This is a genomic window from Marinibacterium sp. SX1, assembly GCF_050389775.1.
In the GTDB taxonomy this organism is placed as follows: Bacteria; Pseudomonadota; Alphaproteobacteria; order Rhodobacterales; family Rhodobacteraceae; genus Marinibacterium.
This window is the reverse complement of sequence record NZ_CP177146.1, coordinates 116,642-140,737: the sequence shown is the minus strand read 5'-3', so window position 1 is coordinate 140,737 and position 24,096 is coordinate 116,642. Positions and strand designations below refer to the sequence as shown.

Genomic DNA, 24,096 nt, shown 5'->3' with positions numbered 1-24,096 from the left:
GGGGCCGTCCCTATGCCGGGGCGGCCATCTGTCCCTGGGGGCTGCGGGCGCCGGTCAGCCCGGCCAGCACGTCGCCCATCAGCGTGATCTCGGCATCCGAGACCTCGTGGCCGCGGCCGGGAAACAGCTCGGCCCGCAGCCGCGCCTTCTGGCGGCCCAGCTCGTGGGCGGCATCGGCAAAGGCCGCGACGGGTATCCAGGGGTCGTCATCGGAGCCGGTCAGCAGTACGGCCATCCCCTCGGGCAGGGCCCGGGGGCGGTTGTCCTGCGGCGCGCCCACCCGGCAGCCGGTCAGGGCCACCAGGGCATCGGGCGCAGGCCGGCCCGAACAGGCATATTCCAGCGCCAGGCAGGCGCCCTGGCTGAACCCGGCCAGCAGCAGGGGCAGGCCCGGATGGGCCGCCCGGGCCGCCGCGATGTCGCCGCCCAGCTGGTCCAGCGCCGCGCCCAGGGCCGCCCGGGTGTCGGCGGTCAGCGGATCGACGGCCTTGGCCGCGTACCACGATCCGCCCTCGGCCCGGGGCAGCACATGGGCCACGCCCGGCGCGTCGAGCCGCGCCAGGACATGGGCCTGCATCTCCTCTGGCGACTGGCCCCGGCCATGGACCAGGACACAGACCGCCCGGGGATCGCCGGCCGGCAGGTGCAGGGCCTGTGCCGCCATCAGGCGAACTCGGCCTGTTCCAGCCCTTCGCGCAGCTCGCCTTCGCGGTCCTTGAACCAGGGCGGGAAGACCAGCGTCTTGCCGATCTCGCCCGGGGCCTCGTCCTTGGCCCAGCCTTCCGGCGTGGTCCAGGCCAGCTCGAACAGGGCGCCGCCCGGCGACCGGACATAACAGGACTTGAAGTAGTTGCGGTCCTTCTGTTCCGAGATGTCGGTAAAGCCCAGGCCCTCGATATGGGCGCGCAGGGCCAGCTGGCTGTCCTCGTCGCCGGTGTTCAGCGCCAGGTGGTGGATGGTGCCGCCCGACAGGGTCCAGGTGCCCTGGGGCGAGACCTTGTCGTCGATGACCTCGACCCGCTGGATCACGCCATTGGCATCGGGCACGCGGTAGACGGTGCCTTCGTCGCTGTCGGCTTCCTTGGTCAGGGGCAGGGCGATGGTCATGAAATCATCCATCGCCGTGCGGTCGAAACAGGCCACCAGCGCGCCGTAGATGCCCTTGATCCCGTGATCCTTGCTGATGCCCTGGGCTTCGTTGGTGATCGGCTCGCGCGGGTCGTTGTCGCTTTCGACCAGCTCGTGGGGGATGCCGCAGGGATGTTCAAAGGCCACACGGTCGATGCCGAAGCGGGTGAATTTTTCGGCCTTCAGGCCCCGGCCGTTCAGCCGGTCGACCCAGAAATCCACCGCGCCCTTGGGGATCGACTGCATGATCGTGCGCGACTGGTTGGTGCCCCGCCGGCCATAGACGCCGGGCTTGCGGAACGGAAAGGTCGTGATGATCGTCGAGGCATCGCCATTGGGCGAGCCGTAATACAGGTGGTAGACCGGGAGCACCCCGTCGAACAGCACGGTGCGCTTGACCGAATGCAGGCCGAGGTCCTTGGTGTAGAAATCGAAATCCTCCTGCGCGCCGTCCGTGGACATGGTCAGGTGGTGAAAGCCGCTGATCTGGCTCATTCTGTCTCCTCCGTTTGAGATGATGATGGGGTGTCGGGGGCCGGTGCCTCCGCGGTTCGCGGGCACAGCACCAAGTCGAGGTCCAGCGCCCGGCCGGGCGCCGGGTCGCCGGGGGTCTCCGGGGCATCGGGCGCGGCCGGCAGCTGGCGGAACTCGGCCAGCAGCTCGGGGCGCACGCCAAAGATCGCGTCGCGGCCGATGGCCGGGTCGTCGCGGTCGAAGACATGGGTGGTCAGCCGTTCATAGCCCGGCGCCGTGACCCGCAGGTGGATATGGGCGGGCCGTTCCAGACACAGGCCCAGATCGCCCATCAGCCGGCCGACCGGCCCGTCGGAGGGCAGGGCATAGCCCCCCGGCATGACCGAGCGAAAGGCAAAGCGCCCGCGCCCGTCGCTGCGGAACCGGCCGCGCAGGTTGTGTTCGGGTTGGTGATCGGGTTCCTGGTTTTCATAGGCCCCGCAGGCATTGGCCTGCCAGACCTCGACCAGCGCATCGGCCACGGGCCGGCCATCCAGCCCGCGCAGCCGGCCGGTCACGGCCAGGGGCTGACCCTTGCCATCGCGCGAGATCGTTGCGCCATTGTCGAGATCGGGCGCGTCGGGCCGATAGAACGGCCCGGCCCCGGTGTTGGGCGTGGCCCCGGCCGGGCGGGGATGGTTCAGCGCCTCGATCCGTGCCGACAGGCCCAGGGCATCGGCCAGCAGCACCCATTCCTGGCGCCGCGGGTCGGCATGGTGGCCGACCTCGGTCAGAAAGGCCAGGGTGGCGCGGAACTCGGCATCGGTCAGCCGGACATCGGCGGCCAGCTCCTGCAGCACGCCGACCAGCGCGCCGACGGTTTCGGTCAGCCGGCTGGGCGCCACGCCGGCCAGCCGGTCGGGCAGATCCCGCGGGATGGCCGGGCGCGCGGGCCCGTCGGCGCCGGGCACAGGCCGGCCTGGTATGTCCGTGATGTCGTGCATTCCTCCGGGGACCTCCCAATCCCGAAGAAATGGTTAACGCGGGGGCGTCGCATTTAGGTTGAGATGTTCGACCAGCAGTATAACACAATGATATGAAGCTGAATGAACGTCACCTGATGCAGCTGGCCGCCGTCCTCGACGCCGGCGGCGTGTCCGAGGGAGCGGCCCTGCTGGGCCTGACCCAGCCGGCGGTCAGCCGGTCGCTGTCGATGCTCGAGGCCCGGGTCGGCGAGCCGCTGTTCATCAAGGGGCGCCGGCCGCTGCGCCCGACCCCCCTGGGCGCGCAGCTGGCCGTGCAGGGCCGGGCGATCATCGCTGCCTCGCGCCGGGCCTCGGAGGCCGTGCAGGGCTTTTCGCGGGGCACCAGCGGGTTGGTCCGGGTGGCCGGGGTGCCGTTCTTCATGGATGCCATGATCAGCCGCATGATCGGCGAATTCCAGCGGCTCGAACCGGATGTGACAGTCGAGCAATCCTACATGAACCTGCCCGAGATGGCCGCCGCGCTGGAGGCCGGCCAGGTCGACCTGGGCATCGTGCCGATCGGCGAGCCGGACCTGGGCCCGGCCTATGAATTCCTGGAAATCCTGCCCGGGCGCAACATCGTGGCCTGCCGGGCCGGCCATCCGCTGCTGCGCAAGCGCCCGCTCGAAGCCCAGGACCTGACGCGCTACCCCTGGGTCGGCCCGCTGCCCGGCTCGCCGCTGATGTCGGACCTGCAGATGATCCTGATGTCGATCGGCATGACCGACCTGCACATCCGTTATTCCGGCGGCTCGCTGATGAGCGTGGTCAACGTGCTGGTCGAAACCGATGCCCTGGCCGTGCTGCCCTTTTCGGTGGTCTTTGCCCAGCGGGGCGAGAACCGCATCACCGTGCTGCCCTACAACATTCCCCAGCCGAACCGTTCCCTGGGCATCCTGATGCACCGCGCGGCGGCCCGGGCGCCGGTGGTCGAACGGTTCTCGGGCCATATCACCACGGCCTTCGAGAACCTCAAGCATGTCATCCAGCGCCATGAACGGGCCGTGGTCTGGGGCAATTCGCCGGCCAGCGAAGACGGTCTCTGACCGGCCAGCCCCGCCGATATCCGGGTGGTCGGCTGTCGTGGCCCGCCACAGGTCGAGCGGTCAGCCGTCTTGGCCGTCCATCCGTCGATCAACCTGCCGTCATATCGGGCCACTTGCCCGGGGGGCGGCGATCCAGCCCCACCAGCAAGCGGCCGGTCAGCCATCTCACTACGCCTCAGGCAGAACCATGCACCCCGGCCACATGGCAGCCTGTCAGCCGTCCTGCAATGTCAGCTGTTCGGGGGGCAGCCATGCCGCTCCACCACTCACCGGCCGATTGGCCGTCCACCCCCGCCACAGGCTGAACGGTCAGCCGTCCAGCCCCGCCGCCTCCAGCGCGCGCCGGGCGAAGCAACCGGCCAGCGGGCCGAGACCTTCGGCCTCGTCCGAGGCCGCGTTGCCGGCCCGCGCCCGGTCGGCGATGCCCACGAAGATCACCGCGAAGCGAAACAGGGCAAAGGCCACGTGGAAGGGCTGCAGCGGCGCGGTGGGCCGGGCATGTGCCATGTATTCGGCCACGAATTCCGCTTCGGTCGGGATGCCGCCCTCGGACCAGCCGGTGCCAAGCAAACCGCCGTATTCCTCCGGCGCGGTGCGCCAGGGCATGACGCAATAGCCCAGGTCGGCCAGCGGATGGCCCAGCGTCGACAATTCCCAGTCGAGCACGGCGATCACACGGGGCTCGGTCGGGTGGAACATCAGGTTGCCCAGCCGGAAATCGCCATGGGCGATGGCCACTGCCCCGTCCTCGGCGGGCACCTGGCCGGGCAGCCAGTCGACCAGCCGGTCAAGGGCGGCGATGCGCGGCCCGGGCGAGGCCGCGTATTGCCGGCTCCACCGGGTGATCTGGCGGTCGAAGTAATTGCCCGGCCGGCCGAAATCGCCCAGGCCGATGTCATCGGGCCGGACCGCATGCAGCCGGGCCAGGGCGCGGGCCATGTCGAGGTAGATCTCGCGCCGGTCGGCCGGGGCGATCCCGGGCAGGGCGGCATCTCCAAAGACCCGGCCGTCGAGCCGGTCCATGACGTAGAAGGGCGTGCCCAGGATCGTGGCATCTTCCTCCAGCCAGCGCATGTGCGGCACCGGCACGTCGGTGCCGGCCAGGGCCTGTTGCACCCGGTATTCCCGTTCGACGGCATGGGCGCCCCGGAGGATCTCTCCGTCCGGCTTGCGGCGCAGCACCAGCCGGTCGCCGCCCCGGTCGACGAACCAGGTCGGGTTCGACTGGCCGCCACCGATCCGCTGCGTTTGCAGCGCCTCCGGCCCGACCGTCCCGGGCAGCCGGGCATCCAGCCAGCGAGCCAGCGCGGCGGTGTCCAGCGCGCTCATGAGGCGGCCACGTCCCAGGACCAGAAATCGCGGCCTTCGCCGTCGAACAGCCGGTTCAGCACCATCTGGTGCACCTCGTCGGCGCCATCGACCAGCCGGGCCTGGCGGGCATAGCGATAGATCCATTCCAGCACGGTATCGCGCGAATAGCCCCGGGCGCCGTTGACCTGGATCGCCACGTCGGCGGCCTTGTGCAGCAGGTTGGCCACGTGGATCTTGGCCATCGACACTTCCTTGCGCGCAAACCCGCCGCGCTCGATCTCCCAGGCGGCCTTCATGACCAGCAGGCGGCCGGTCTCGATGCCCATGGCCAGGTCGCCCATCTTGATCTGGATGCTCTCGCGGTCGGCCAGGCGCACGCCAAAGCCGTGGCGACGCCCGGCATATTCGGCGGCGATCTCCATGCAGCGCTTGGACAGGCCCAGCCAGCGCATGCAATGGGTCAGCCGCGCCGGGCCGAGGCGCATCTGGGTGACCTTCAGGCCCAGCCCCTCGCCCAGCAGCACGCTGTCGGCGGGCAGTTCCATGCCGTCGTAGACCACTTCGCAATGGCCGCCGTGTTCCTCGGGGCCCATGATCGGGATGCGCCGTTCGATGCGGAACCCGGGCGTGTCGCGGTGATGCAGGAAAGCCGTCAGCCCGCGGCGCGGATCGTCGGAGGTGCGGGCGACCAGGATGAAATGCTCGGCCTCCTCGGCCCCGGTGATGAACCACTTGCGCCCGGTGATGACATAGCTGTCGCCGCGTTTCTCGGCCCGGGTCAGCATCATGCCCGGATCGGACCCGCCGCCCGGATGCGGCTCGGTCATCGCAAAGGACGACCGGACCTGCCCGGCCACGATGGGCGCCAGCCAGCGTGTCTTCTGGGCTTCGGTGCCGGCCTTTTCCAGGATCATCATGTTGCCGTCGTCGGGCGCGGCCGAATTGAACACCACGGGGCCAAAGATCGACCGGTTCATCTCTTCGTAGCAGGCCGCCATGCCCATCAGCCCCAGGCCCTGGCCGCCGGTCTCGGGGCGCAGCTGCAGGCACCACAGGCCCTCGGCCCGGGCCTTGGCCCGCAGGGCCTGCAGGGGGGCCGGGGCGATGTTGTCATGGGCGTCGCGATTGGCCATGTCGGCTTCCAGCGGCAGGATCTCGTCGTCGACGAAACGGGCGATGCGCGCGCGGAAGTCCTCGATGCGGGGGGAAATGGTGAAATCCATGGATCTGCCTCAGATGCTGGTCACGAGATGGCCGCCGTCGGCCACCACTTCGGTGCCGGTCATGAAGCCGCCCAGGTCGGAGACCAGCAGCAGCAGGGGCCCGTCGAGGTCCGACGGCTGGCCCAGCCGGCGTTGCGGCACCCGGCGGATCAGGGCCTGGCCGGCCTCGGTGGCAAAGAAATCGCGGTTGATGTCGGTTTCGATATAGCCCGGGCACAGACTGTTCACGCGGATGCCGTGGCGGGCCCATTCCTGGGCCATGACCCGCGTGGCCTGGACCAGCCCGGCCTTGGACGCGGCATAGGCCGCCAGCATGCCGGCCACGCGCAGGCCCAGGATCGAGGCGACGTTGACGATGGTGCCGCCCCGGCCGGCATCGGCCATGGCCCGTGCGCAATGGCGGGCCACGTCGAAGGCCCCGTTGAGATTGGTGTCGATCACCCGGGCAAAGGTCGCCGCGTCGTGGTCCAGCGCCCGGGCCGTGGCCGTCACCCCGGCATTGTTGACCACGATGTCATGGCACCGCCCCTCCAGCCCGGCCGCCACGCTGGCCGGGTCGGCCACGTCCAGCGCCAGGCAATCGACCTGGCCGCCCGCTGCCGCGATCTCGTCGGCCAGCGCCTGCAGCCGGTCGGTGCGCCGTGCGGCCAGCGTCACCGCCGCGCCCTGCGCCGCCAGCAGCCGCGCGAAATGCGCACCCAGCCCCGATGACGCCCCGGTCACCAGCGCCTGCCGCCCGGCGATCCCCGGCCAGCGCATCGCCGGCCCGGCCTGATCCTGTGCCATTCCGTCCCTCCTCCCATTTTTCGAGCGTTCGCTCGATTTCGTGGATAGACGCAACCGAGTTGACTTGCAAGCGTCCTGGCGGATGGATGGCGGGTGCCCGTCGCGACAGGCGGTGATAAGGACGGGACATGCTGAACCCAGACGATTACACGACCGAGGCGCTGTGCCGCTCGATGCTGGCCCGCCACGGCGACACGATCACCGTGCGCAAACCCGAATTTGCCGTGCGCAAGCTGAAGGTCATCGTCGAGGCCGCGCTCGACCTGTCGAACCGGGGCGGGTTCCAGGCCATGTCCCTGCGCGACCTGTCGGCGGCTTCGGGCGTGTCGATGGGCGGGCTGTATGCCTATTTCGACAGCAAGACGACGCTGCTGCGCATGATCCTGATCGAGGTGACCGAACAGGTCCAGCGCGCGCTGTCGGACCCGCCCGACGGGCTGCCGGCGGATCCGGGGGCGCATCTGGACTGGCTGATCGACACCCATCTGCGCCTGACCGAGGCGATGCTGCCCTGGTTTGCCTTTGCCTTCATGGAGGCAAAGAACTTTCCGGCCGAGGAACGCCGCCGGGCGATCGACAGCGAGACCCGGACCGAGGAGATCTTTGCCAGGGTCATCGCCGGCGGCATCGCGGCCGGGGCCTTCCCGCGCGAGACCTCGCCGCTGCTGGCCTCGCTGATCAAGCCGCTGTTGCAGGATTGGTATGTCAAGCGGGCCAAGTACCACCGCCGGGGCGTTCCGATCGAGAGCTACATCGCCGCGGTGCAGGACCTGGTGCATCGCGGCTGCCGGCCGCTGGCCTGAGCACGCGGTTCGGCGGGTTGGGCGTGTCGGGCGCCCGTCACTCGCGGGCGACGAAATCCCAGCGGGCGGGCAGGGCGAGGCCTTCGGCCAGGTGGTCGCGCAGGGCCAGTTCGGACATGCCGTCGCGCAGCAGCCAGGGATCTTCGGTGCGCCGCTGCCAGGCCTCGAGCCGGGCGCGCAGATCGGTCAGCACCCCGGCCATGTCCGGATCACCGGCCAGGTCGCGGGTTTCCATCGGGTCGGCCTGCAGGTCGTAGAGCTCTTCGGCCGGACGGTGGATGCGCTGCTCGATGGTCTCGGGCGCGGCACGGCGCATGGCTTCGAAGGACAGCGAGCCATAGATGTCGGTCGAGATCGGGAAGGGCAATTGCCAGGCCACGTTGCGGTGATACTTGAACCGCTCGGTGCGCAGGACCCGCGTGGGCCAGTAATTGGTGACTTCGTGGAAGGTATGCGAGCCAAAGACATGATCCCAGCCCGGGTCCGGCCCGTCGCGGCCCAGCAGGGGCAGCAGGCTGCGCCCATCGCGCGGGCGGGTGTCGTCGGGGGGTGCCGCGATGCCGGCCCAGTCGAGCAGGGTGGGCAGGATGTCGACAAAGCTGGCCATGGCCTGGCTGGTGGCCGGGGCGGCGCCGGGCCGGCGGATGATCAGGGGCAGGTGGATGCCGGCATCGAAGAGCGTGGTCTTGGAATGGATGAAGGGCGCACCGTTGTCCGACAGGAAGATCACCAGCGTGTCCTCGGCCAGCCCGCGCGCCGCGAGCAGGTCCAGCACCAGGCCCGCGCCCCGGTCCATCCGGGCGATGGCATGGTGATAGGCGGCCAGCTCGGCCCGCACCTCGGGCAGGTCGTTCAGATACTCCGGCACCGCCACGTTTTCCGGCCGGAAAACGGGGTCCGGCCCGTCCGGCGCGCCGAACCCGGCCCGGCTGGCGTCGCGGTGGGGGTCGATGAAGCCCAGCGTCAGGAAGAAGGGCCGCGTCCCGGCGTCATCGAGAAAGGCCGCCGCCCGCTGAGCCATCCAGCCCACGTCGCGGCCCCAGCTTTCGTCGCGCCAGGTCCAGGGATAGGCCGCATCCGGGCCGACATGGACCTTGCCGATGATGCCCGTGGCATAGCCCGCGGCGTTCAGCAGGGCCGGGGCGGTGGCCACGCCGGGGAAGGTCTGGAAATGGTGGCGGTCGTGGTTCAGCCCGTATTGGCCGGATTGATGGGTGTGCAACCCGGTGTAGATCGTGCTGCGGCTGCCCGAACAGGAAGCCGTCGAGGCAAAGGCCCGGGCAAACCGGGTGCCCTGTTCGGCCAGCCGGTCGACATGGGGGGTGTGGGCCGTCGGGTCGCCGTAGCAACCCGTCATCAGCCCCAGGTCATCGGCGATCAGCAGAAGGATGTTGCGTGGCATCTTGGCTCCAGCCCGGCAGCGGGCCGGTGTCGCGGGGAAAGGCGGAAATCACGGTGCCGGCGGTGCGGGTGCCTTCCTGCAGCGCGGCCTGCAGCCCGGCGCCCCGGGCCAGGGCGGCCAGGTATCCGGCGTTGAAGGCATCGCCCGCGCCCACCGTTTCGAAAGGGGCCAGGGGCGCGGCGGTGGCCCGGGCCCGGCCTGCGGCGGTGACGGCCAGCGCACCCTCGGGCCCGCATTTGACCACGACCACCGTGTCGCCGCCCAGCCGGTCGCACAGTGCCTGCGCCGCCGCGGCCGGATCGGCCTGGCCGGTGATGCCGCAGACCTCCTTGTCGTTCAGCAACAGGTGGCGCGCGGCCCCGGCCCAGGTCAGGACCTCGGCTCGGGTGGCCTTGGTCCAGCCTTCGCCGGGCCAGCCCGGGTCGATCGCGGTCTCGGCGCCTTGGGTCCTCAGCAGGTCGAGCAGCGCGCGCATGCCGGGCCGCAGCCCGGGCATGGCAAACCCGCCCGAGACCAGCGCCAGCGCGCCGTCGAGCGGCCAGCCGGCCAGCTGGCCGCGCATCAGGGCCAGGTCGGTGCGGTCGAGATGGCCGGCGAAGGACAGGAAGCTGCGGTCGCTGTCGGGATGGGTCACGCCGACCGATATGCCGGTGCGCCCGGTCAGCCGGGCGATGCGGTCGAGCGGGCCGTGGAAGGGCTCGGCCAGCATGACGGCCAGGTCGTCGTCGCCGGTCGACGACACCAGCCCGGCCCGGATGCCCAGCCGGTGCAGCACCAGCGCGGTATTGCCGGCCGAGCCGCCGGCCCGGAAATCGCAGCGGTCGAGGAAACATTCGGTGCCATGCGCGGGCCAGCTGGCCAGCGGGCCCATGACCAGGTCGGCATTCAGGTTGCCCAGCACGCAGATCGGCCGGTCGGTCATGCCGCTTCGCCCGAGGTGATCTTGGTGCTGCGCAGGGGGGTGCCCATGTCGGGCACGATCCGCGCGGCGGCATCGACGGCCATGCGCTGGCCCAGCGGCAGGAGGCGCAGCGCCCCGGCCAGCCCGGTGGCCGGCGGCACGGCCAGGCCAAGCGCGCCGGGCAGCGGCGGCTGGCCCGAGACATCCAGCACGATGGGCCGGAACCCGGCATCGACCAGGTCGCGCACCAGCGCATCCAGGTTGTCACCCTCGGGGCCCTGGCCGCGCAGGAAGATCGTGGCCGTGCGGGCATCGACCATCTCGAAGGGTCCGTGGCGGAACATCCCGGCCTCCAGCCCCATGGCCGGCACCCGGGCGAGCTCCATGAAGGTCAGCGCCAGGCTGTCGGCCAGCCCCTGCAACGCGCCGCGCGCGCAGAACACCGCCCGCCCGGCTCCGGCCAGCAGGTCGGTCGCGGCGGCGGTGTCGGGCAGGGGCGCGGGCCGGGCCAGGGCGTCGGCCAGCCCGGGCAGGGCCAGGCCGAGCGCCTGCAGGATGGCGGCATGCTGGGCGATGGTGATGGCCACCGACCGGGTGGCGGCATAGCTGCGTTCGGCCGGGCCATGGCCGGCCAGGCAGGGCACCCGCCGGGCCAGCGGGCTGTCGCCGTCCAGGGTCAGCCCGACAAAGGGCCCGTGGGTGAACAGGTCGAGATAACGCAGGATCTCGCCCGAGGCGCCCGATTGCGAGGTCAGCAGGCGCACTGCCGGGCCGGGCAGCGGCGCGCGCATGTATTCCGATATGACATGGGCCGTGGCATCGATGCCGGCCTGGCGATAGAACGGCTCGGTCAGCCGGTTGACCCAATGCGACCCGCCGATGCCCAGCAGGTGCAGCCGGCCGGCCCGGCGGATCTGCGCCGCGGCCTCGGCCGCCGCCCCGGCCTGGTCGGCAAAGGTGCGCGCGGCGTCGGGGAATTGCCGCGCCATCTCGGCGTCGATGATCTGAAGACCGGTCTCGGTCATGCCTGTGCCCTTTCTGTCGTCACGACCGGCCGTCCGGCCGGATCGAAGAGATGGATGCGCCCGGCATCCGGGGTCAGCCCCACGGGTTGGCCGGCGCGGAACGTGCTGCGCCCGGGCGCCCGGGCCACCAGGGGCGCCGGGGCCAGGTCGGTCTCGACATGCACGAAGGTATCGGCGCCCAGGGCCTCGGTCAGCAGGACGCGGCCGGGCCAGTCACCGGTGTCGCCGATGGCCAGGTCCTCGGGCCGGATGCCATAGGTCGCGGCGCCGTGACGGGCGGCGATCTCGCCGGTCAGGAAGTTCATCCGCGGGCTGCCGATGAACCCGGCCACAAATTGCGAGGCCGGCCGTTCATAGAGATCGAGCGGCGCGCCGACCTGTTCGACCACCCCGCCGTTCAGCACGACGATCCGGTCGGCCAGGGTCATTGCCTCGACCTGGTCATGGGTGACGTAGATCATCGTCGTGTCATGCAGCCGGGCGTGCAGGCGCGCGATTTCCACCCGGGTTTCCCCGCGCAGCGCGGCATCGAGGTTCGACAACGGCTCGTCGAAGAGAAACACCCGCGGATCGCGGGTGATCGCCCGCCCGATGGCCACGCGCTGGCGCTGGCCGCCCGACAGGGCCTTGGGTTTGCGATCAAGCAGCCCGTCGATCTGTAGCATCCGCGCGGCGTCCATCACCCTTTCGCGGATGGCGTCCTTCTTGAGCTTGGCCTGTTCCAGCCCGAAGGCCATGTTTTCAAAGACCGACATATGCGGGTAAAGCGCGTAGCTCTGGAACACCATCGCCACGCCGCGATCGGCCGGCAGCGTGTCGGTCACGTCCTGCCCGCCGATGCGCAGCTCGCCCGAAGAGATCTCTTCGAGCCCCGCGATCATGCGCAGAAGGGTGGATTTGCCACAGCCCGAAGGCCCGACAAACACGACGAATTCGCCCTGTTCCAGCGCCAGCGACACGTCCGAAATGACCTGGTGCGTGCCGAATTTCTTGCAGACATTGCGCAGCTCGACGGTTGCCATGATTTATCCTTTCACCGCCCCGGCGGTCAGGCCGGAGATGATCTTGCGCTGGAAGACGAGGACCAGCGCCACGAGGGGCAGAGTGACGATGACCGATGCGGCCATGATGCTGCCCCAGGGAATTTCGAACTCGCTCGCCCCCGAGATCAGCGCGATGGCCACGGGCACGGTGCGCTGGGTGTCGGTCGACAGGAAGGTCAGCGCAAAGAGGAACTCGTTCCAGGCATGGATGAAGGCCAGAAGGCCGGTGGTCACCATGGCCGGCCACAGCAGCGGCAGGAACACCCGGCGGATGATCGTCATCGGTTTCGCGCCGTCCATGATGGCGGCTTCCTCGATCTCGGTCGGCAGCTTGCGCATGAAAGTGGTCAGCACCCAGACCGTGAAGGGCAGGGTGAAGATCATGTAGGAAAAGACCAGGCTCCAGAGCGAATTGAACAGCCCCATGGCCCGGACCATGGCGAACAGGCCCGACAGGACGGCGATCTGCGGGAACATCGACACCGACAGGATCAGGAGCAGGATCTTGCCCCGCCCGCGGAACGGGATGCGGGCCAGCGCAAAGGACGCCGTGACGGCCAGGAACAGCGACAGGGCCACGACCACGGCGGCGACAAGGACCGAATTGAGGATCTGGCGGCCAAAGACGCCACTGTCGAAGGCCTTGCGGTAATTCACGAAGTCGATGACCTTGGGCAGGTAATTGACGTCAAAGATCGCCTGGCCGCTCTCGAAGGAGGTCAGGATGGCGTAGTAGAACGGGAACACGGCCTGGGCCACGATCACGGTGACCAGCGCCCAGAAGCCGATGCGTTTCAGGATGGCCATGTCAGCTGTCCTCCTTGCCTTCGAGATCCATGCGGGTGGCATAGATGAAGGTGATGGTGATCAGGGCGACGATCAGGAACAGCAGCGTGGACGCGGCCGAGCCATAGGCGAACTTGTCGTAATCAAAGAGGTTTTCCCGGGCATAAAGCGACATGGTGCGGGTGGTGTCGGTATTGGGCGTCAGCACGTAGACAATGTCGAAGACGCGCAGCGCATCGAGCGCGCGGAACACGACGCCGACCAGCAGGGCGGGCATGACCAGCGGCAGGGTCACCCGGCGGAAGACGCGGACCGGGCCGATGCCGTCCAGCTTGGCCGCCTCGTAGATGTCATTGGGGATCATCTGCAGGCCGGCCAGGATCAGCAGGGCCATGAAGGGCGTGGTCTTCCAGATGTCGACCATCATGACGGCGGCCATGGCGGTATCGGGCGAAGCGGTCCAGGCGATCGGCGCCGAGATGAGGCCGATGGTCATCAGCATGTCGTTGATGATGCCGAACTGGTCATGCAGCATCCAGCCCCACAGCTTGGCCGAAACGACCGTTGGGATCGCCCAGGGCACCAGCACGGCGGTGCGCACGATGGCCCGGCCGGGGAACTGGGCGTTCAGCACCAGGGCGATGATCAGCCCGAAGAGGGTTTCGAAGAAGACCGAGACAAAGGCGAATTTCAGCGTGTTCCAGACCGCCCGCCACCAGCGGTCATCGGCCAGCAGGCCCAGCCATTCGCCCTGGCCGTTGCCGTAATCCAGCCATTCCAGGTAGTTGCGGATGCCGATCCAGCGGGCGCCGTCGAGATCGTTGAGCGAGGCATCGGTAAAGCCGAACCAGACCGTGCGGGCCAGGGGGTAAAGGGCCACGGCGGCCAGCACCAGCAGCATGGGCGCGACAAAGGCCCATGCCGCGCGGGTGCGTTGTGCTGTCAGGCCGGTCTTGTGGGTCATGGTCGGGTCCGGGTCCAGGGCTGAGGATGGTGCTTGGCGGGGGCGCGGCAGAGCGGGGTGGTTGCGGTGCGCAAGGCGTATGCGGGCGGCGGTACGGATGAACGTCTTGCCAGTGGTGGCGGTCCGTGCGGGTGCGTCAAGGAGCGCGGGCGTAGAATGGCGGGTGCCTTGAGTGGCAGGCGTGTTGACGGGCGGGTGGGTCAGTTTGAGGTTATGCTCCGCCCGGGCATGACACGGGCGGCGAGGTTTCGGGCGGGTGTGTCACGGGGCGCGCGCGCGGGCGCCCCGCAGCCTGCCGCGCCCCGGGGCCGGGGCGTGGCGCGATGCGTGGCCGGGGCCTTACCAGCCGCCGCCCTTCAGGCGGGTCAGCATGGCGTTCAGCCGGGCCACGGCGGCCTCGGGCTCCATCTCGCCGGCCATCACCGAATGGGCGGCGGTCCAGACTTCCGACGAGACCTCGTTGTAATCGGTCTTGGTCGGCGCGGCCGGGCGCACGATGGCATTGTCGATCACCGGTTTCCACAGCGGGATGAAAGGCTGTTTCTCACCGATCTCGGCATCTTCATAGAGCGCCGTCAACGTCGGCGGGCGCGAGCTTTCGATGGCCCGGGCGCGCTGGCTTTCGGCATTGTTGAGGAAGCGGATCAGCTCGATCGCCTCGTCCTGGTGTTCGGAATACTTTGCCACGCCCAGGTGCGAGCCGCCCAGGATCGACGCGCCCGCGCCGCTGTCGCCGGCGGGCAGGGTGGTGACCTCGACCACGTCCTTGATCGGGCTGTCGTCGCCGTTGACCAGCGCATAGGCATAGTTCCAGTTGCGCATGAACACCGCGTCGCCCGACTGGAACACGCCCCGGGCGTCTTCCTCGGCATAGTTCAGCACGCCCGGGGGCGAGATCGTGTCGGGCCAGCTGCCGGCCAGGGCCAGGGCCTCGACGGCCTTGTCGTTCATCACCGAGATCGACCCGTCGGGCTCGACGACATGGCCGCCGCCGTTCGAGGCGATCCATTCCATGGCATTGCAGGTCAGCCCTTCATAGGCCGCGCCCTGAAAGACATAGCCCCACATCTCGTCATTGCCGGCCGCGCGCTCGGCATCCATGATTTCCTGCGCGGTGGTCGTTAGGTCGGCCCAGGTGGTCGGAACCTCCTTGCCGTATTTCTCCAGCAGGTCGGCCCGGTAATACAGAGCCGGGGCGCCCAGGAACATCGGCAGGCCGACCAGCTTGCCGTCGACGGTCTGGCTTTCCACGGCGGCGGGGACATATTGGTCGATGATGTCGGCCGTGGCCTCGGTCAGGTCGATGAAATGGTCGGCCAGCTGGGGCGCCCAGATGACATCCAGCCGGTAGACATCGATATCGGTCGACCCGGCGCTCAGCCACAGCTTGAACTGGGCGAACTGGTCGGTGGTCCGTTCGGGCATCGACACGATGTTGACGGTATGGCCCGTCTCGGCCTCGAACCGGTCGAGCGCCGCACGCAGCACCTCCTGGTCCTTGCCGACGGCGCCATGCACGATGTTCAGCTCGGTGGCGCCAAGGGCACTTGCCGAGAGCGCGAGGGCTGCGGCACCCGCAGCCAGGGCTTTCTTGGTGGTCATCTGGGGACTCCCTGTCCTTGTTTCATTATTCTGCGCCACTGCGGCAGTAGATGGGCGAGGCCCAGGCCATCTGCCCGTCCGCCTGGCGCAGGCGGACGTAAACGGAATCGCCATGGGCCAGCGGGCCCAGCGGCACCTGGCCCTGCCATTGCCAGCGCGCGGGGGCGGGCAGCGGGTGGAACAGGTAGGCCGGGCTGTCGATCGGCCCGAGGTTGCCGGCCAGCGCGCCGTCGCGCAGGCGGGCGGCGGGGATGGCCAGGTCGCGGCCGTCCAGCCGGGCGCGGATCGTGGCCCCCGGATCCAGCCGCAGGTGCAGGGCGATGCCCTGGGTGGCGGTGGTGGAATTGTTGGGATTGGCCTCGGCCGTCACGGCGAACCGGGCCGTGCCGTCCTGCAACGCCGCGCGGGGCAGGGCAAAGCCGGTGTCATGGCCTTCCAGCGGCGAGACGACCTCGCTGCCCCGGAACCGCGGTTCGATGGCCGTGATCTCGCCGCCGTCGATCGCGATCTCGCCGGTCCAGTCATGCGACGACCCGCGCGCGCCCCAGCCCATTTCCAGGAACAGGATCGTCTCGCCGGCATCGCTCAGCGGCGCGGGGGTCAGCTCGGGCGAGATCCGCGCGGCCAGCCGGCCGTTGCGGATGACGTCGATCATCTCGATGGCCCCGCCGGCGATGGCCTCGATGTCCAGCCGGGCCTCGGGCGCGGGGGCCGCGATGCCGCCCTGGATGACATCGCCCAGGGCGCAGAGCAGGTGGATATTGGCCCCGGTCAGCGCGTTGGTGTGGCGGGCCATCATCGCGTCCCAGATCGCCGCCCGGCTGGCCGACGGCGTATAGACGCACATCCGGCCGTGGCCGTATGATCCGGGAAAGGCCGAATGGTGGTCGGTATTGCCCACGATGCCAAAGACATGGCCCCGGGCCAGCCCGTGATCCATCGCCGAATGGCCATCGACCGGGCCCATCGAATGCAGGTAGCCCCGGGCGCTTTCCGAGGTCTCGGCGCAGCCATGCATCGAGTTCATCTCGATGAAGGGCGACAGCCCGGCATCGAACGTGTCCCAGTTGATGCCCCGCGCGCCCTGCCGGTAGCCGATGTGATGCGGGAAGGCCAGCGCCCGGCCGGGCATCTGCGCGTCCAGCACGGCTTTCAGCTCGGCCGGGCTGTCGGCCAGGTGCAGCGGCGCGCCGTCGATGTCGCGGTAGACGATGGTGTAATCGCCATGTTCGCAGGAATGGATTTCATAGCCCGGGAACACCGTGAACCCCGGGCCCTCGGCCGCGGCCAGCGCGTCGTAATGGCCGGCCCAGCCATCGCGCAGCCGGGCAAAGCCCTTGACGTGGAAATCGACGATATGGGCGACCTCGGGCAGGTCCACGGGCATGTCGGGCCAATGGGCATGGCCGGTGATCGACACGAAATCCAGCTGCAGCGCGGCCCGGGCCAGCGCATCGGCAAACCGGCCGTGGCCATAGGACAGGTCGCAATGGTTGTGGATGTCGCCGTAGAACGGCTGAACACCCAGCCTGCGGGCCAGCGGGGTCATCCGGGAAGGCAATCTGGCGGTCATAGGAACTCCTGGTTGCGCGGATCGACCGCGCGGCCGTTGGCGGCCATGGATCGGCGCGCGGCCTCGACCAGTTCGAGAGAGGCCAGCCCGTCGCGCACCCCGGCGGGCGGGGCCTCGCCCGCGATGAACCGGCGCATGGTGCGTACCAGTTCGAGGTCGGCGCCGAAATGCGACGAGTCGCGGTTGTCGGCCCCGGCCGGGATCACCCGGCGCTCGGCCCCGTGGCCGCTGACCAGGTCGATCTCGCCGGAATGGCGTTCCATCCGCAGCCGGCCGGACTCGCCTATGATTTCAAGCGTTTCCTGGTCTTCGGCATAGGGGCCGAAGATGGTGAAGAACAGGCAGGCCACCAACCCGCTGTCATATTGCACGGTGACCACGGCATGGTCGTCGATGTCCGAGCCGGGCAGGTAGACGCAATTGTCGTTGCGGTCGGCCGGGTCGGTGGCGTCGAGCCAGCTGTCGTTGGGCACCCGGCCGACCCCTTCGGCCACGTCGATCAGGGTCTCGTGGCGGCGATAGGGGCAGGCCCGGTCGCATTCGCTGCACCGCGCCGGAGCGTCGGGATCGGGCGCGAAGATCGACGATCGCCCGCCCATGGCCGTGACCGACACCGCCCGCGCGCCGGGCCCGGCGACCCAGTTCAGCACGTCGAAATGATGTGATCCCTTGTCGTTGATCGCCCCGCCCGAAGCGGCATTGGTCCGGTGCCACAGCTGCAGGTAGCGGGTATAGGGTATGACCGAGCGCAAGAGCACCATGCGCGGCGTGCCCGTGGCCCCTGTGCGGGACAGGGCGATGGCGTCGATCCAGGGCCGTTCATAGCGCCGGGTAAAGCCCATCATGATCGGCGCGCCGCCCTCGGCCTCGGCGGCGACGATGGCCCGGGCATCCGCCAGGCTGACCGAGATCGGCTTGTCCAGGTAGACCCGCTTGCCGGCCCGCACCGCGGCGCGGACCGGTTCGAGATGGGCGTTGGTATGTGTGGTGACCAGCACCATCTGCACCGCCGGATCGGTGACGGCCGCCGTCAGGTCGGGAGCCACACCGACGGTGTGGCCGACCCCGGCCCCGGCATAAAGCGCATCCAGGTGGGCCGCGGCCAGCCGGGCCCGTTCGGGCAGCCGGTCATGGACCGACACGATGCGAAAGCCGGTTTCGGCGGCCAGCTCGGCCATGCGGCTGCCGACGTAATAGACCCCGCGTTCGCCCGCCCCGATGATCGCCACGCCGATCGGAGCCTGGTCCGTTTCCGTGCCCTGCCCGGTCGTCGTGCCCGTGCCGGTGTCCCGTCCCGTGCGCGGCCCGTTGTCGGGGCCGGTGGTTGCCCCGGTCGTTGTGGGAGTGTTCGACGCGGTATTTGTCCCGATGGCCGCCCCGGTCGTCGCACCGATGCCCAGCTCGCTGCCTGGCCCTGTGGTCGTCCTGGCCGACGTGCCAGCGCCCGGCTGGGTGTTCAGCCCGGTGGTCGTCGCGGCTGTCGTGCCAGCGCCCGGTTCAGTGTCCGCCCCCGCAACTGTCCCAGTCGCCGTTCCAATTCCCTGCCGGGTGTTCGGCCCTGTAGTCGCTCCGGCCGTCGTCCCAGCATCCAGCCCGGTGTTGGGTCCCGTACCCGTGCCGGCCCCGTGGGTCGGGGCGCGGGCGTGGTCCTGGTCCGGGGTGATGGTGGCTCCGGGCGTCGGTGCTGGCGTGGTTGCGGGCATGAATGCTCCTGCTCAGGCGATTCGGGAGCACGGTATGTGAGTATAATTAACCTGAGAATGGGAGTTATACTCACTCCTCGCAGGGCCGCACGCTGCCCTGGGCCAGGTGGCGGATGGGCAGGTAATGGGTGGCCGGGGCCGGGCCTTCGGGGTCCAGCCGCGACAGCAGCACCTGTTCGAACGTGTCGATCTTTTCGGCGTTGGAATTGCCCACCACGTCGAACCGGTCGAGATGTTCCGAGGGGAAATCGACGCTGCCCAGGATCATCACCGACAGGTCCGCCCCGGGGGCCAGCCGCAGCGCGCTGAGCGCCCGGTCGACCAGGTGGCCATCGACCACGCCCCAGGTGATCAGCGCGGTGAAGGGCAGGGCGCCGGTGCCATCGCTCAGCCCGTCCAGCGCCCCGGCCATGTCGCGCGAGGTATAATCGCCGGGCAGGGCATCCAGCGCGATGAGCCAGCCGCCGCCGGGCATCTGTTCGGCCTGGCGCAGGTATTCCTGGCGGGCCATGGCAATCGGCCGGGCCGGGTGGTTCGAGGTCAGGAACCCGATCCGCCGGTGCCCGGCCTGTCGCAGGTGGCGCATGGCCACCGACAGGGCCTCGCGCCAGTTGGTGCCGATGGCATCGACCCCGACCCCGGTGGTCGAGATGCCGTCAACCACGACCTGGTCGGCATGGTCGGACAGGCCGGCGAGGAAGGGCAGGGTGATCGGCTCGAAATGGACCTGCACCATGCAGACCCGGAACCGGCCCAGTCGCGACAGGATCGACAGGGCCTGGCCCTCGTCGGAAAAGCCCAGGATGAGGATGCGGTGGCCCCGGGCCTTGATCCGCTGTTCCAGTTCCATCAGCAGGTTGCGCGCCAGGCGGCTGGCCGACAGGCGATACAGTACCAGGACATCGGCCTCCCAGATCCGGGCCGGGTCGGGCGGTTCGGTCACGACGATGCCCAGCCCCCGGCGCGAGACCAGCCGGCCGGCCTTGACATGCGGGGCCAGGGCGGCCTCGATCACCCGCTGGGCAGTGCCGAACCGGCGCATCATCTCGCGCATCGTCGGCAGCCGGTCGCCCGGAGACAGGCGGGCCAGTTCGGCGGCAATCCAGGTGCTGACATCCTCGCGACGGTCGGGCATGGCCGTGTTAGAATTCGCGCGCGGCGCCCCGTCAATCCTGTCCGTCAATCCTGCCAATCAGCCCTGCCCGTCGATCCCGCAGGCAAGTCCGCCCGTCGCTTCCGCCCGGGCCGCCGCATGTTCCCGCCCTGGCCGCCCCATCTGCGCGCCGCGGCGCCCTGTTGTCGGCCCGCCATCGCCCCGGATGATCCCAGCATCCCCTGGCTCTGCCCCCGTGCCGCTCCCGTGTTGCCCCCATCACACCGCCCAGGCGCTGCCCCAACAGGCGGCAAGCCGCCGTGTCCCGCCCATTTCCCGCCCATCCCATGGCCGAAAACGGCCCTTCGGCCGGGACATGCCGCCGCATTTCGCACAACCTTGGTTAGACAAGGCCCCGCCACATATTCTATCGGGAAACCGGCATGTTGCGCTGCGGCCCGCAGCGCGCCGCGTCCCACCATTGTTCAACCCTTCTTTCAGCCGAAAGTTGCTATCACTGCATTATGGAAACCTGGTTCTTCATCTCCTTCATCGCAGCGCTGTTCTTCCTGATCGGCCTGGCCGAGCCCCTGGCCGCCAAGCTGCGCCTGCCCTACAGCGCCATCATCGCGCTGATCGGCATCCTCGTCGGGCTGGGTGCCAGCTTTTTCCTGCGCACCGACCTGACCGATGCCCTGAACCCGGTGGCCGAAGCCATTCTCGGCCTGCCCATCGAGGCCGATGTCTTCATCTATGTCTTCCTGCCGACCCTGCTGTTCCAGGCCACGATCGGCATGGACCTGCGCCAGATGATCGGCGATGGCGTGCCCATCATCGTCCTGGCCGTCATCGCCGTGGTTGCGGCCACCGGGCTGGTCGGCCTGGCGCTCAGCTGGACCAGCGCGCTGCCCCTCACGGCCTGCCTGCTGATCGGCTCGATCGTCTCGACGACCGATCCCTCGGCCGTGGTCAGCATCTTCCGGTCCATCGCCGCGCCCCAGCGCCTGACCCGCATCATCGAAGGTGAAAGCCTGCTGAACGATGCCGCGGCCATCGCCCTGTTCAGCCTGTTCCTGGGCTTTGTCATGGTCGGCATTCCCGACCCGTCGATGGGCGAGGCCATGGCCGAATTCCCCGTGCTGATCTTTGGCGGGGTGCTGACCGGCTGGCTGGCCAGCCAGATCGCCGTGCGCGTCATGAGCCTGCTGGGGGATTTCATGCTGGCCCAGCTGTCGGTCTCGGTCGCGCTGCCCTACCTGGCCTACATCACCGCCGAACAGCTGCTGGGCGCCTCGGGCGTGATCGCCGTGGTCGTGTCGGGGCTGACCCTGCACCTGACCGCCCCTCTGCGCCTGTCCCCGCAGGCCTGGACCAAGCTGCGCGAGGTCTGGGACCTGCTGGCCCATTGGGCCGGGGCGATGATCTTCGTGCTGGCCGCGCTGTTCATCCCGCGCCTCTTGCAGGAAGTGCGGCTGAGCGATTTCGGCCTGATCCTGGTGGTCGTGGCGGCGGCTGTCGTGGCCCGGGCGCTGATCGTCTTCGTGCTGATGCCCGCGCTCACCGCCCTGCGCCTGTCGCCGGCGGTCGAGTTGTCGTACCGGGCGGCGATCCTCTGGGGCGGGCTGCGCGGGGCGCTGACCCTCGCGCTGGCCCTGGCGGTCACCGAGAACCCGATGATCCCCCATGAAATCAAGCGCCTGGTCGGCATTCTTGCCACCGGTTTCACGCTGTTCACCCTGGTTGTCCAGGGCACGACCCTGCGCTGGGTCATCACCCGGCTGGGGCTGGACCGGCTGTCGCCCTTCGATGCCGCGTTGTTGCAGCAGGCCGTGGCCGTGGCCCTGCAGACCGTGCGCGAAGAGGTTGCCGAGGTCACCCAGAACTATCGCCTCAACCGCGACACCGTCCGGTCCGAGGCCAAGCAATTCGGCGCCCGGCTGGAAGACGCCGTGCGCGATGCCGAGGAAACCACCGGCATTCTCGACAAGGACCGGGTCAAGCTGGGCCTGATCTCGCTGGCCGCGGCCGAGCGCGAAGCCGCGCTGGACCAGATGCGCGAACGTCTGATCTCGGCCCGGGTGGCCGAACGGTTGAACACCAGCGCCGACACGCTGATCGAGGCGGTGCGCCTGAAGGGCCGGGCCGGGTACCTGCATGCGGCGCGCGACATGCTGGCCTATGGCCGGGCCTTCCGCATGGCCCTGACCCTGCACAACCGGTTGCGCCTGTCGGCCCCGCTGGGCCGGCTGACGGCGGATCGGTTCGAATTCATGCTGGCCCAGCGGGTGATCCTGGAAGAGCTCGACGCCTTCATCGACAACCGCATCCGGCGCATTCACGGCAAGCGCGTGGCCCAGCTGCTGCACGAGATGATGGCCCGGCGGAACGAGGCGCTGGAAGCCGCGCTGGAAGGTATGCGCCTGCAATATCCGGGCTATGCCGAAGAGCTCGAACGCCTGTTCATCCGCCGCGCGGCCCTGCGGCTCGAAGAACGCGAATATCGCGGGCTGCACGAGGACGGGCTGATCGGGGCCGAGGTGCTGACCGCCCTGTTGCAGGAACTGACCGACCGGCGGGGCAGCCAGGAAAGCCGCCCGGCGCTGGACGTGGCGATCCAGCGGGCCGACCTGATCACCCAGCTGCCGTTCTATGACGCGCTCGACAAGCGCAGCCGGCGGCGGCTGCAGCGCGGCCTGAAATCGGTCTATGTCAATGCCGGCGATCTGGTCCCGGCGGCGACAAGCACCGGGCGCAGCGTGCATTTCATTGCCTCCGGCGCGCTGGAGGTCAAGCGCGCGGGACGGGTCAACCGGCTGGGCCGGGGGGACATGTTCGGGCATGTGGTGCTGCTGAACGCCGGGGCGCGGCCGGCGCAGGCCCGGGCTATTGCGCCGTCGGTCCTGCTGGAGCTGAAAGAGGCCCAGTTCCGCAAGCTGCTGGACCGCAGCGAGGCCCTGCGCGAGGCCGTGCGGATCAGCCTGGACGACCAGCAGGTCGACATGCCCCGCCTGCCCGCGGCGCTGTCGCTGGGGCGGAAATCGGCGGCCCGCAAAGCCGAGGAAGCGGCCGCAAAGGCCGGGGCCGACAAGAGCGCTGCGGACAAGGGCGATAGCCCGGCGAAGGCGACGACCGGCCAGGTGGACGAGGCGCGTGACGGCAAGAAGGGTGATGGCACGTCGGGCGTCACATGCAAGGCTGCTGACCCCGGCAAGGTCGTTGATCCCGGCAAGGCAATCGCCCCGGACAAGTCGGCCGAAGTGCCCGCCCCGGACAAGACAACCAAGGTGGCCAAGTCGGCCGAAGCGGAGAAAGCGGCCGGCTTGGCCAAGGCCGCTGATCCGGACAAGCCAGCCGACCCGGACAAGGCGACCGGCCCCAAGACGTCAGCCAACACGGCGAAAGATGGCCCCGACACGTCCGCGCCCAAGCGCGATGCGGACCAGATCCCCGTTGCCCCGGCCGGCAAGAACCGTATCACCCCCGCCGATGCGGTCAGCGATGCCCCGGCCGACACCGGCGCCGACGCACCCGCCGAGACGGCTCCGTCGGACACACCCGCCGACGACCCGGCGACCAAGCCGTGATCACAGGCCCTGCGGCAGGTCAGGCGGCCTGCCGCAGCCGCCCGATCTCTTCGGCCAGGTCGGCACAAAGCGCGCGCATCCGCTCGGGGTCGGTCTCGCGCTGCGCCTGGACCTTGAGCCCGAAGATATAGGTCTGGATGCGCCGGGCCAGCCGGTCGGCATCACAATCGCCGGGCAATTCGCCCGCCGCGATGGCCGCTCGGATGACCCCGGCCAGCCGCGCCTGGATGCTGTCCAGGTGGCCCAGAACCAGCGCCCGCAGGTCGGTGTCCTGGGGCACCTCCAGCAATGATTTCACCAGCATGCAGGCCGTCGACGGCCGGTCGCAGGGGGTCAGGTCGGCAATGTTGGCCAGGTGCCGTTGCAGGGCCGACAGCGGCGAGGGCGCCTCGGCGACCAGCGTGTCGAGGTCCTCGGCCATGCGCCCGGCATACCGATCCAGCGTCGCGCGGAACAGGGCCTCCTTGCTCTGGAACGCCGCATAGATCGAGCCGGGCCGCATCTTCAGCGCCTCTTCGAGATCCTTCAGCGATGTCGCGTGATAGCCCTTGACCCAGAAGAGCGCCATCGCGGCGTCCAGCGCCGCGTCCCGGTCGTATGAAGCCGTTCGTGCCATGCCTGACCATAGACCGCCGGACAGGGCTG

20 protein-coding genes are annotated in these 24,096 nt (G+C 69.4%); 3 read left to right on the top strand and 17 right to left on the bottom strand.

Features of this window, described 5'->3' with window-relative positions; translation table 11 throughout:
* Positions 1-10 precede the first annotated feature (10 nt).
* The 3 genes from ACK3BB_RS23210 to ACK3BB_RS23200 are packed head-to-tail and all read right to left on the bottom strand — an operon-like array spanning position 11 to position 2,585.
* Positions 11-664 carry an alpha/beta hydrolase gene (locus ACK3BB_RS23210; protein ID WP_428929058.1) on the bottom strand — a complete coding sequence of 218 codons (654 nt, stop codon included), beginning with the start codon at positions 662-664 and terminating at the stop codon, positions 11-13.
* Positions 664-1,623, bottom strand: coding sequence for a VOC family protein (locus ACK3BB_RS23205; protein ID WP_428929057.1), 960 nt, complete (start codon positions 1,621-1,623; stop codon positions 664-666). The genes ACK3BB_RS23210 and ACK3BB_RS23205 overlap by 1 nt, the downstream gene beginning before the upstream one ends.
* On the bottom strand, positions 1,620-2,585 hold the full coding sequence (locus ACK3BB_RS23200; protein WP_428929056.1) for a dioxygenase: 966 nt from the start codon (positions 2,583-2,585) through the stop codon (positions 1,620-1,622). The genes ACK3BB_RS23205 and ACK3BB_RS23200 overlap by 4 nt, the downstream gene beginning before the upstream one ends.
* Positions 2,586-2,677: 92 nt before the next feature.
* On the opposite strand from ACK3BB_RS23200, the gene ACK3BB_RS23195 reads away from it, so the two are divergent.
* Positions 2,678-3,652, top strand: a complete 975-nt coding sequence (locus ACK3BB_RS23195; protein WP_428929055.1) for a LysR family transcriptional regulator — start codon at positions 2,678-2,680, stop codon at positions 3,650-3,652.
* Positions 3,653-3,961: 309 nt separating this feature from the next.
* On the opposite strand, the gene ACK3BB_RS23190 is transcribed toward ACK3BB_RS23195, so the two are convergent.
* The 3 genes from ACK3BB_RS23190 to ACK3BB_RS23180 are packed head-to-tail and all read right to left on the bottom strand — an operon-like array spanning position 3,962 to position 6,972.
* Complete coding sequence (locus ACK3BB_RS23190) at positions 3,962-4,981, bottom strand: phosphotransferase (RefSeq protein WP_428929054.1); 1,020 nt, start codon at positions 4,979-4,981, stop codon at positions 3,962-3,964.
* Positions 4,978-6,186, bottom strand: coding sequence for an acyl-CoA dehydrogenase family protein (locus tag ACK3BB_RS23185; protein WP_428929053.1), 1,209 nt, complete (start codon positions 6,184-6,186; stop codon positions 4,978-4,980). The genes ACK3BB_RS23190 and ACK3BB_RS23185 overlap by 4 nt, the downstream gene beginning before the upstream one ends.
* 9 nt (positions 6,187-6,195) lie before the next feature.
* Positions 6,196-6,972 (bottom strand): SDR family oxidoreductase, encoded by a 777-nt coding sequence (locus ACK3BB_RS23180; RefSeq protein ID WP_428929052.1) that lies wholly within the window; start codon positions 6,970-6,972, stop codon positions 6,196-6,198.
* Positions 6,973-7,100: 128 nt separating this feature from the next.
* Here ACK3BB_RS23180 and ACK3BB_RS23175 point away from each other — a divergent pair, with 128 nt between their 5' ends.
* Complete coding sequence (locus ACK3BB_RS23175) at positions 7,101-7,775, top strand: TetR/AcrR family transcriptional regulator (protein ID WP_428929255.1); 675 nt, start codon at positions 7,101-7,103, stop codon at positions 7,773-7,775.
* A 37-nt stretch (positions 7,776-7,812) separates the two neighbouring features.
* Here ACK3BB_RS23175 and ACK3BB_RS23170 read toward each other — a convergent pair whose 3' ends face one another.
* The 10 genes from ACK3BB_RS23170 to ACK3BB_RS23125 form a co-directional block, all read right to left on the bottom strand.
* Positions 7,813-9,177 carry a sulfatase family protein gene (locus ACK3BB_RS23170; RefSeq protein ID WP_428929254.1) on the bottom strand — a complete coding sequence of 455 codons (1,365 nt, stop codon included), beginning with the start codon at positions 9,175-9,177 and terminating at the stop codon, positions 7,813-7,815.
* Positions 9,143-10,099, bottom strand: coding sequence for a carbohydrate kinase family protein (locus ACK3BB_RS23165; RefSeq protein WP_428929253.1), 957 nt, complete (start codon positions 10,097-10,099; stop codon positions 9,143-9,145). The genes ACK3BB_RS23170 and ACK3BB_RS23165 overlap by 35 nt, the downstream gene beginning before the upstream one ends.
* Positions 10,096-11,103 (bottom strand): SIS domain-containing protein, encoded by a 1,008-nt coding sequence (locus ACK3BB_RS23160; RefSeq protein ID WP_428929252.1) that lies wholly within the window; start codon positions 11,101-11,103, stop codon positions 10,096-10,098. Before ACK3BB_RS23160 ends, ACK3BB_RS23165 begins: the two co-directional genes overlap by 4 nt.
* Positions 11,100-12,125 (bottom strand): ABC transporter ATP-binding protein, encoded by a 1,026-nt coding sequence (locus ACK3BB_RS23155; RefSeq protein WP_428929251.1) that lies wholly within the window; start codon positions 12,123-12,125, stop codon positions 11,100-11,102. The genes ACK3BB_RS23160 and ACK3BB_RS23155 overlap by 4 nt, the downstream gene beginning before the upstream one ends.
* 3 nt (positions 12,126-12,128) lie before the next feature.
* The gene (locus ACK3BB_RS23150; protein ID WP_428929250.1) at positions 12,129-12,953 is read right to left on the bottom strand and encodes a carbohydrate ABC transporter permease; all 825 of its coding nucleotides are present in this window, start codon (positions 12,951-12,953) and stop codon (positions 12,129-12,131) included.
* A gap of 1 nt (position 12,954) precedes the next feature.
* Positions 12,955-13,896: a carbohydrate ABC transporter permease gene (locus tag ACK3BB_RS23145; protein ID WP_428929249.1), complete on the bottom strand. Its 942-nt coding sequence runs from the start codon at positions 13,894-13,896 to the stop codon at positions 12,955-12,957.
* A gap of 339 nt (positions 13,897-14,235) precedes the next feature.
* Positions 14,236-15,498 carry an ABC transporter substrate-binding protein gene (locus ACK3BB_RS23140; protein ID WP_428929248.1) on the bottom strand — a complete coding sequence of 421 codons (1,263 nt, stop codon included), beginning with the start codon at positions 15,496-15,498 and terminating at the stop codon, positions 14,236-14,238.
* A gap of 25 nt (positions 15,499-15,523) precedes the next feature.
* Entirely contained in the window at positions 15,524-17,071 is a 1,548-nt protein-coding gene (locus ACK3BB_RS23135; RefSeq protein WP_428929247.1) for a hypothetical protein, read from the bottom strand.
* Positions 17,068-18,774, bottom strand: a complete 1,707-nt coding sequence (locus ACK3BB_RS23130) for a Gfo/Idh/MocA family protein (protein ID WP_428929246.1) — start codon at positions 18,772-18,774, stop codon at positions 17,068-17,070. The genes ACK3BB_RS23135 and ACK3BB_RS23130 overlap by 4 nt, the downstream gene beginning before the upstream one ends.
* 70 nt (positions 18,775-18,844) lie before the next feature.
* On the bottom strand, positions 18,845-19,909 hold the full coding sequence (locus ACK3BB_RS23125) for a hypothetical protein (protein WP_428929245.1): 1,065 nt from the start codon (positions 19,907-19,909) through the stop codon (positions 18,845-18,847).
* Between the two features lie 482 nt (positions 19,910-20,391).
* Here ACK3BB_RS23125 and ACK3BB_RS23120 point away from each other — a divergent pair, with 482 nt between their 5' ends.
* Positions 20,392-23,451, top strand: a complete 3,060-nt coding sequence (locus ACK3BB_RS23120; protein WP_428929244.1) for a cation:proton antiporter — start codon at positions 20,392-20,394, stop codon at positions 23,449-23,451.
* A gap of 19 nt (positions 23,452-23,470) precedes the next feature.
* Here the strand turns inward: ACK3BB_RS23120 and ACK3BB_RS23115 are convergent, their stop codons facing one another.
* Positions 23,471-24,067 (bottom strand): TetR/AcrR family transcriptional regulator, encoded by a 597-nt coding sequence (locus ACK3BB_RS23115; protein ID WP_428929243.1) that lies wholly within the window; start codon positions 24,065-24,067, stop codon positions 23,471-23,473.
* Positions 24,068-24,096: the final 29 nt, after the last annotated feature.

Bases quoted from the DNA above. Each gene is read 5' to 3' on its own strand.
- ACK3BB_RS23210 (WP_428929058.1), bottom strand. From the start codon at position 664: ATGGCGGCACAGGCCCTGCACCTGCCGGCCGGCGATCCCCGGGCGGTC.
- ACK3BB_RS23205 (WP_428929057.1), bottom strand. From the start codon at position 1,623: ATGAGCCAGATCAGCGGCTTTCACCACCTGACCATGTCCACGGACGGC.
- ACK3BB_RS23200 (WP_428929056.1), bottom strand. From the start codon at position 2,585: ATGCACGACATCACGGACATACCAGGCCGGCCTGTGCCCGGCGCCGAC.
- ACK3BB_RS23195 (WP_428929055.1), top strand. From the start codon at position 2,678: ATGAAGCTGAATGAACGTCACCTGATGCAGCTGGCCGCCGTCCTCGAC.
- ACK3BB_RS23190 (WP_428929054.1), bottom strand. From the start codon at position 4,981: ATGAGCGCGCTGGACACCGCCGCGCTGGCTCGCTGGCTGGATGCCCGG.
- ACK3BB_RS23185 (WP_428929053.1), bottom strand. From the start codon at position 6,186: ATGGATTTCACCATTTCCCCCCGCATCGAGGACTTCCGCGCGCGCATC.
- ACK3BB_RS23180 (WP_428929052.1), bottom strand. From the start codon at position 6,972: ATGGCACAGGATCAGGCCGGGCCGGCGATGCGCTGGCCGGGGATCGCC.
- ACK3BB_RS23175 (WP_428929255.1), top strand. From the start codon at position 7,101: ATGCTGAACCCAGACGATTACACGACCGAGGCGCTGTGCCGCTCGATG.
- ACK3BB_RS23170 (WP_428929254.1), bottom strand. From the start codon at position 9,177: ATGCCACGCAACATCCTTCTGCTGATCGCCGATGACCTGGGGCTGATG.
- ACK3BB_RS23165 (WP_428929253.1), bottom strand. From the start codon at position 10,099: ATGACCGACCGGCCGATCTGCGTGCTGGGCAACCTGAATGCCGACCTG.
- ACK3BB_RS23160 (WP_428929252.1), bottom strand. From the start codon at position 11,103: ATGACCGAGACCGGTCTTCAGATCATCGACGCCGAGATGGCGCGGCAA.
- ACK3BB_RS23155 (WP_428929251.1), bottom strand. From the start codon at position 12,125: ATGGCAACCGTCGAGCTGCGCAATGTCTGCAAGAAATTCGGCACGCAC.
- ACK3BB_RS23150 (WP_428929250.1), bottom strand. From the start codon at position 12,953: ATGGCCATCCTGAAACGCATCGGCTTCTGGGCGCTGGTCACCGTGATC.
- ACK3BB_RS23145 (WP_428929249.1), bottom strand. From the start codon at position 13,896: ATGACCCACAAGACCGGCCTGACAGCACAACGCACCCGCGCGGCATGG.
- ACK3BB_RS23140 (WP_428929248.1), bottom strand. From the start codon at position 15,498: ATGACCACCAAGAAAGCCCTGGCTGCGGGTGCCGCAGCCCTCGCGCTC.
- ACK3BB_RS23135 (WP_428929247.1), bottom strand. From the start codon at position 17,071: ATGACCGCCAGATTGCCTTCCCGGATGACCCCGCTGGCCCGCAGGCTG.
- ACK3BB_RS23130 (WP_428929246.1), bottom strand. From the start codon at position 18,774: ATGCCCGCAACCACGCCAGCACCGACGCCCGGAGCCACCATCACCCCG.
- ACK3BB_RS23125 (WP_428929245.1), bottom strand. From the start codon at position 19,909: ATGCCCGACCGTCGCGAGGATGTCAGCACCTGGATTGCCGCCGAACTG.
- ACK3BB_RS23120 (WP_428929244.1), top strand. From the start codon at position 20,392: ATGGAAACCTGGTTCTTCATCTCCTTCATCGCAGCGCTGTTCTTCCTG.
- ACK3BB_RS23115 (WP_428929243.1), bottom strand. From the start codon at position 24,067: ATGGCACGAACGGCTTCATACGACCGGGACGCGGCGCTGGACGCCGCG.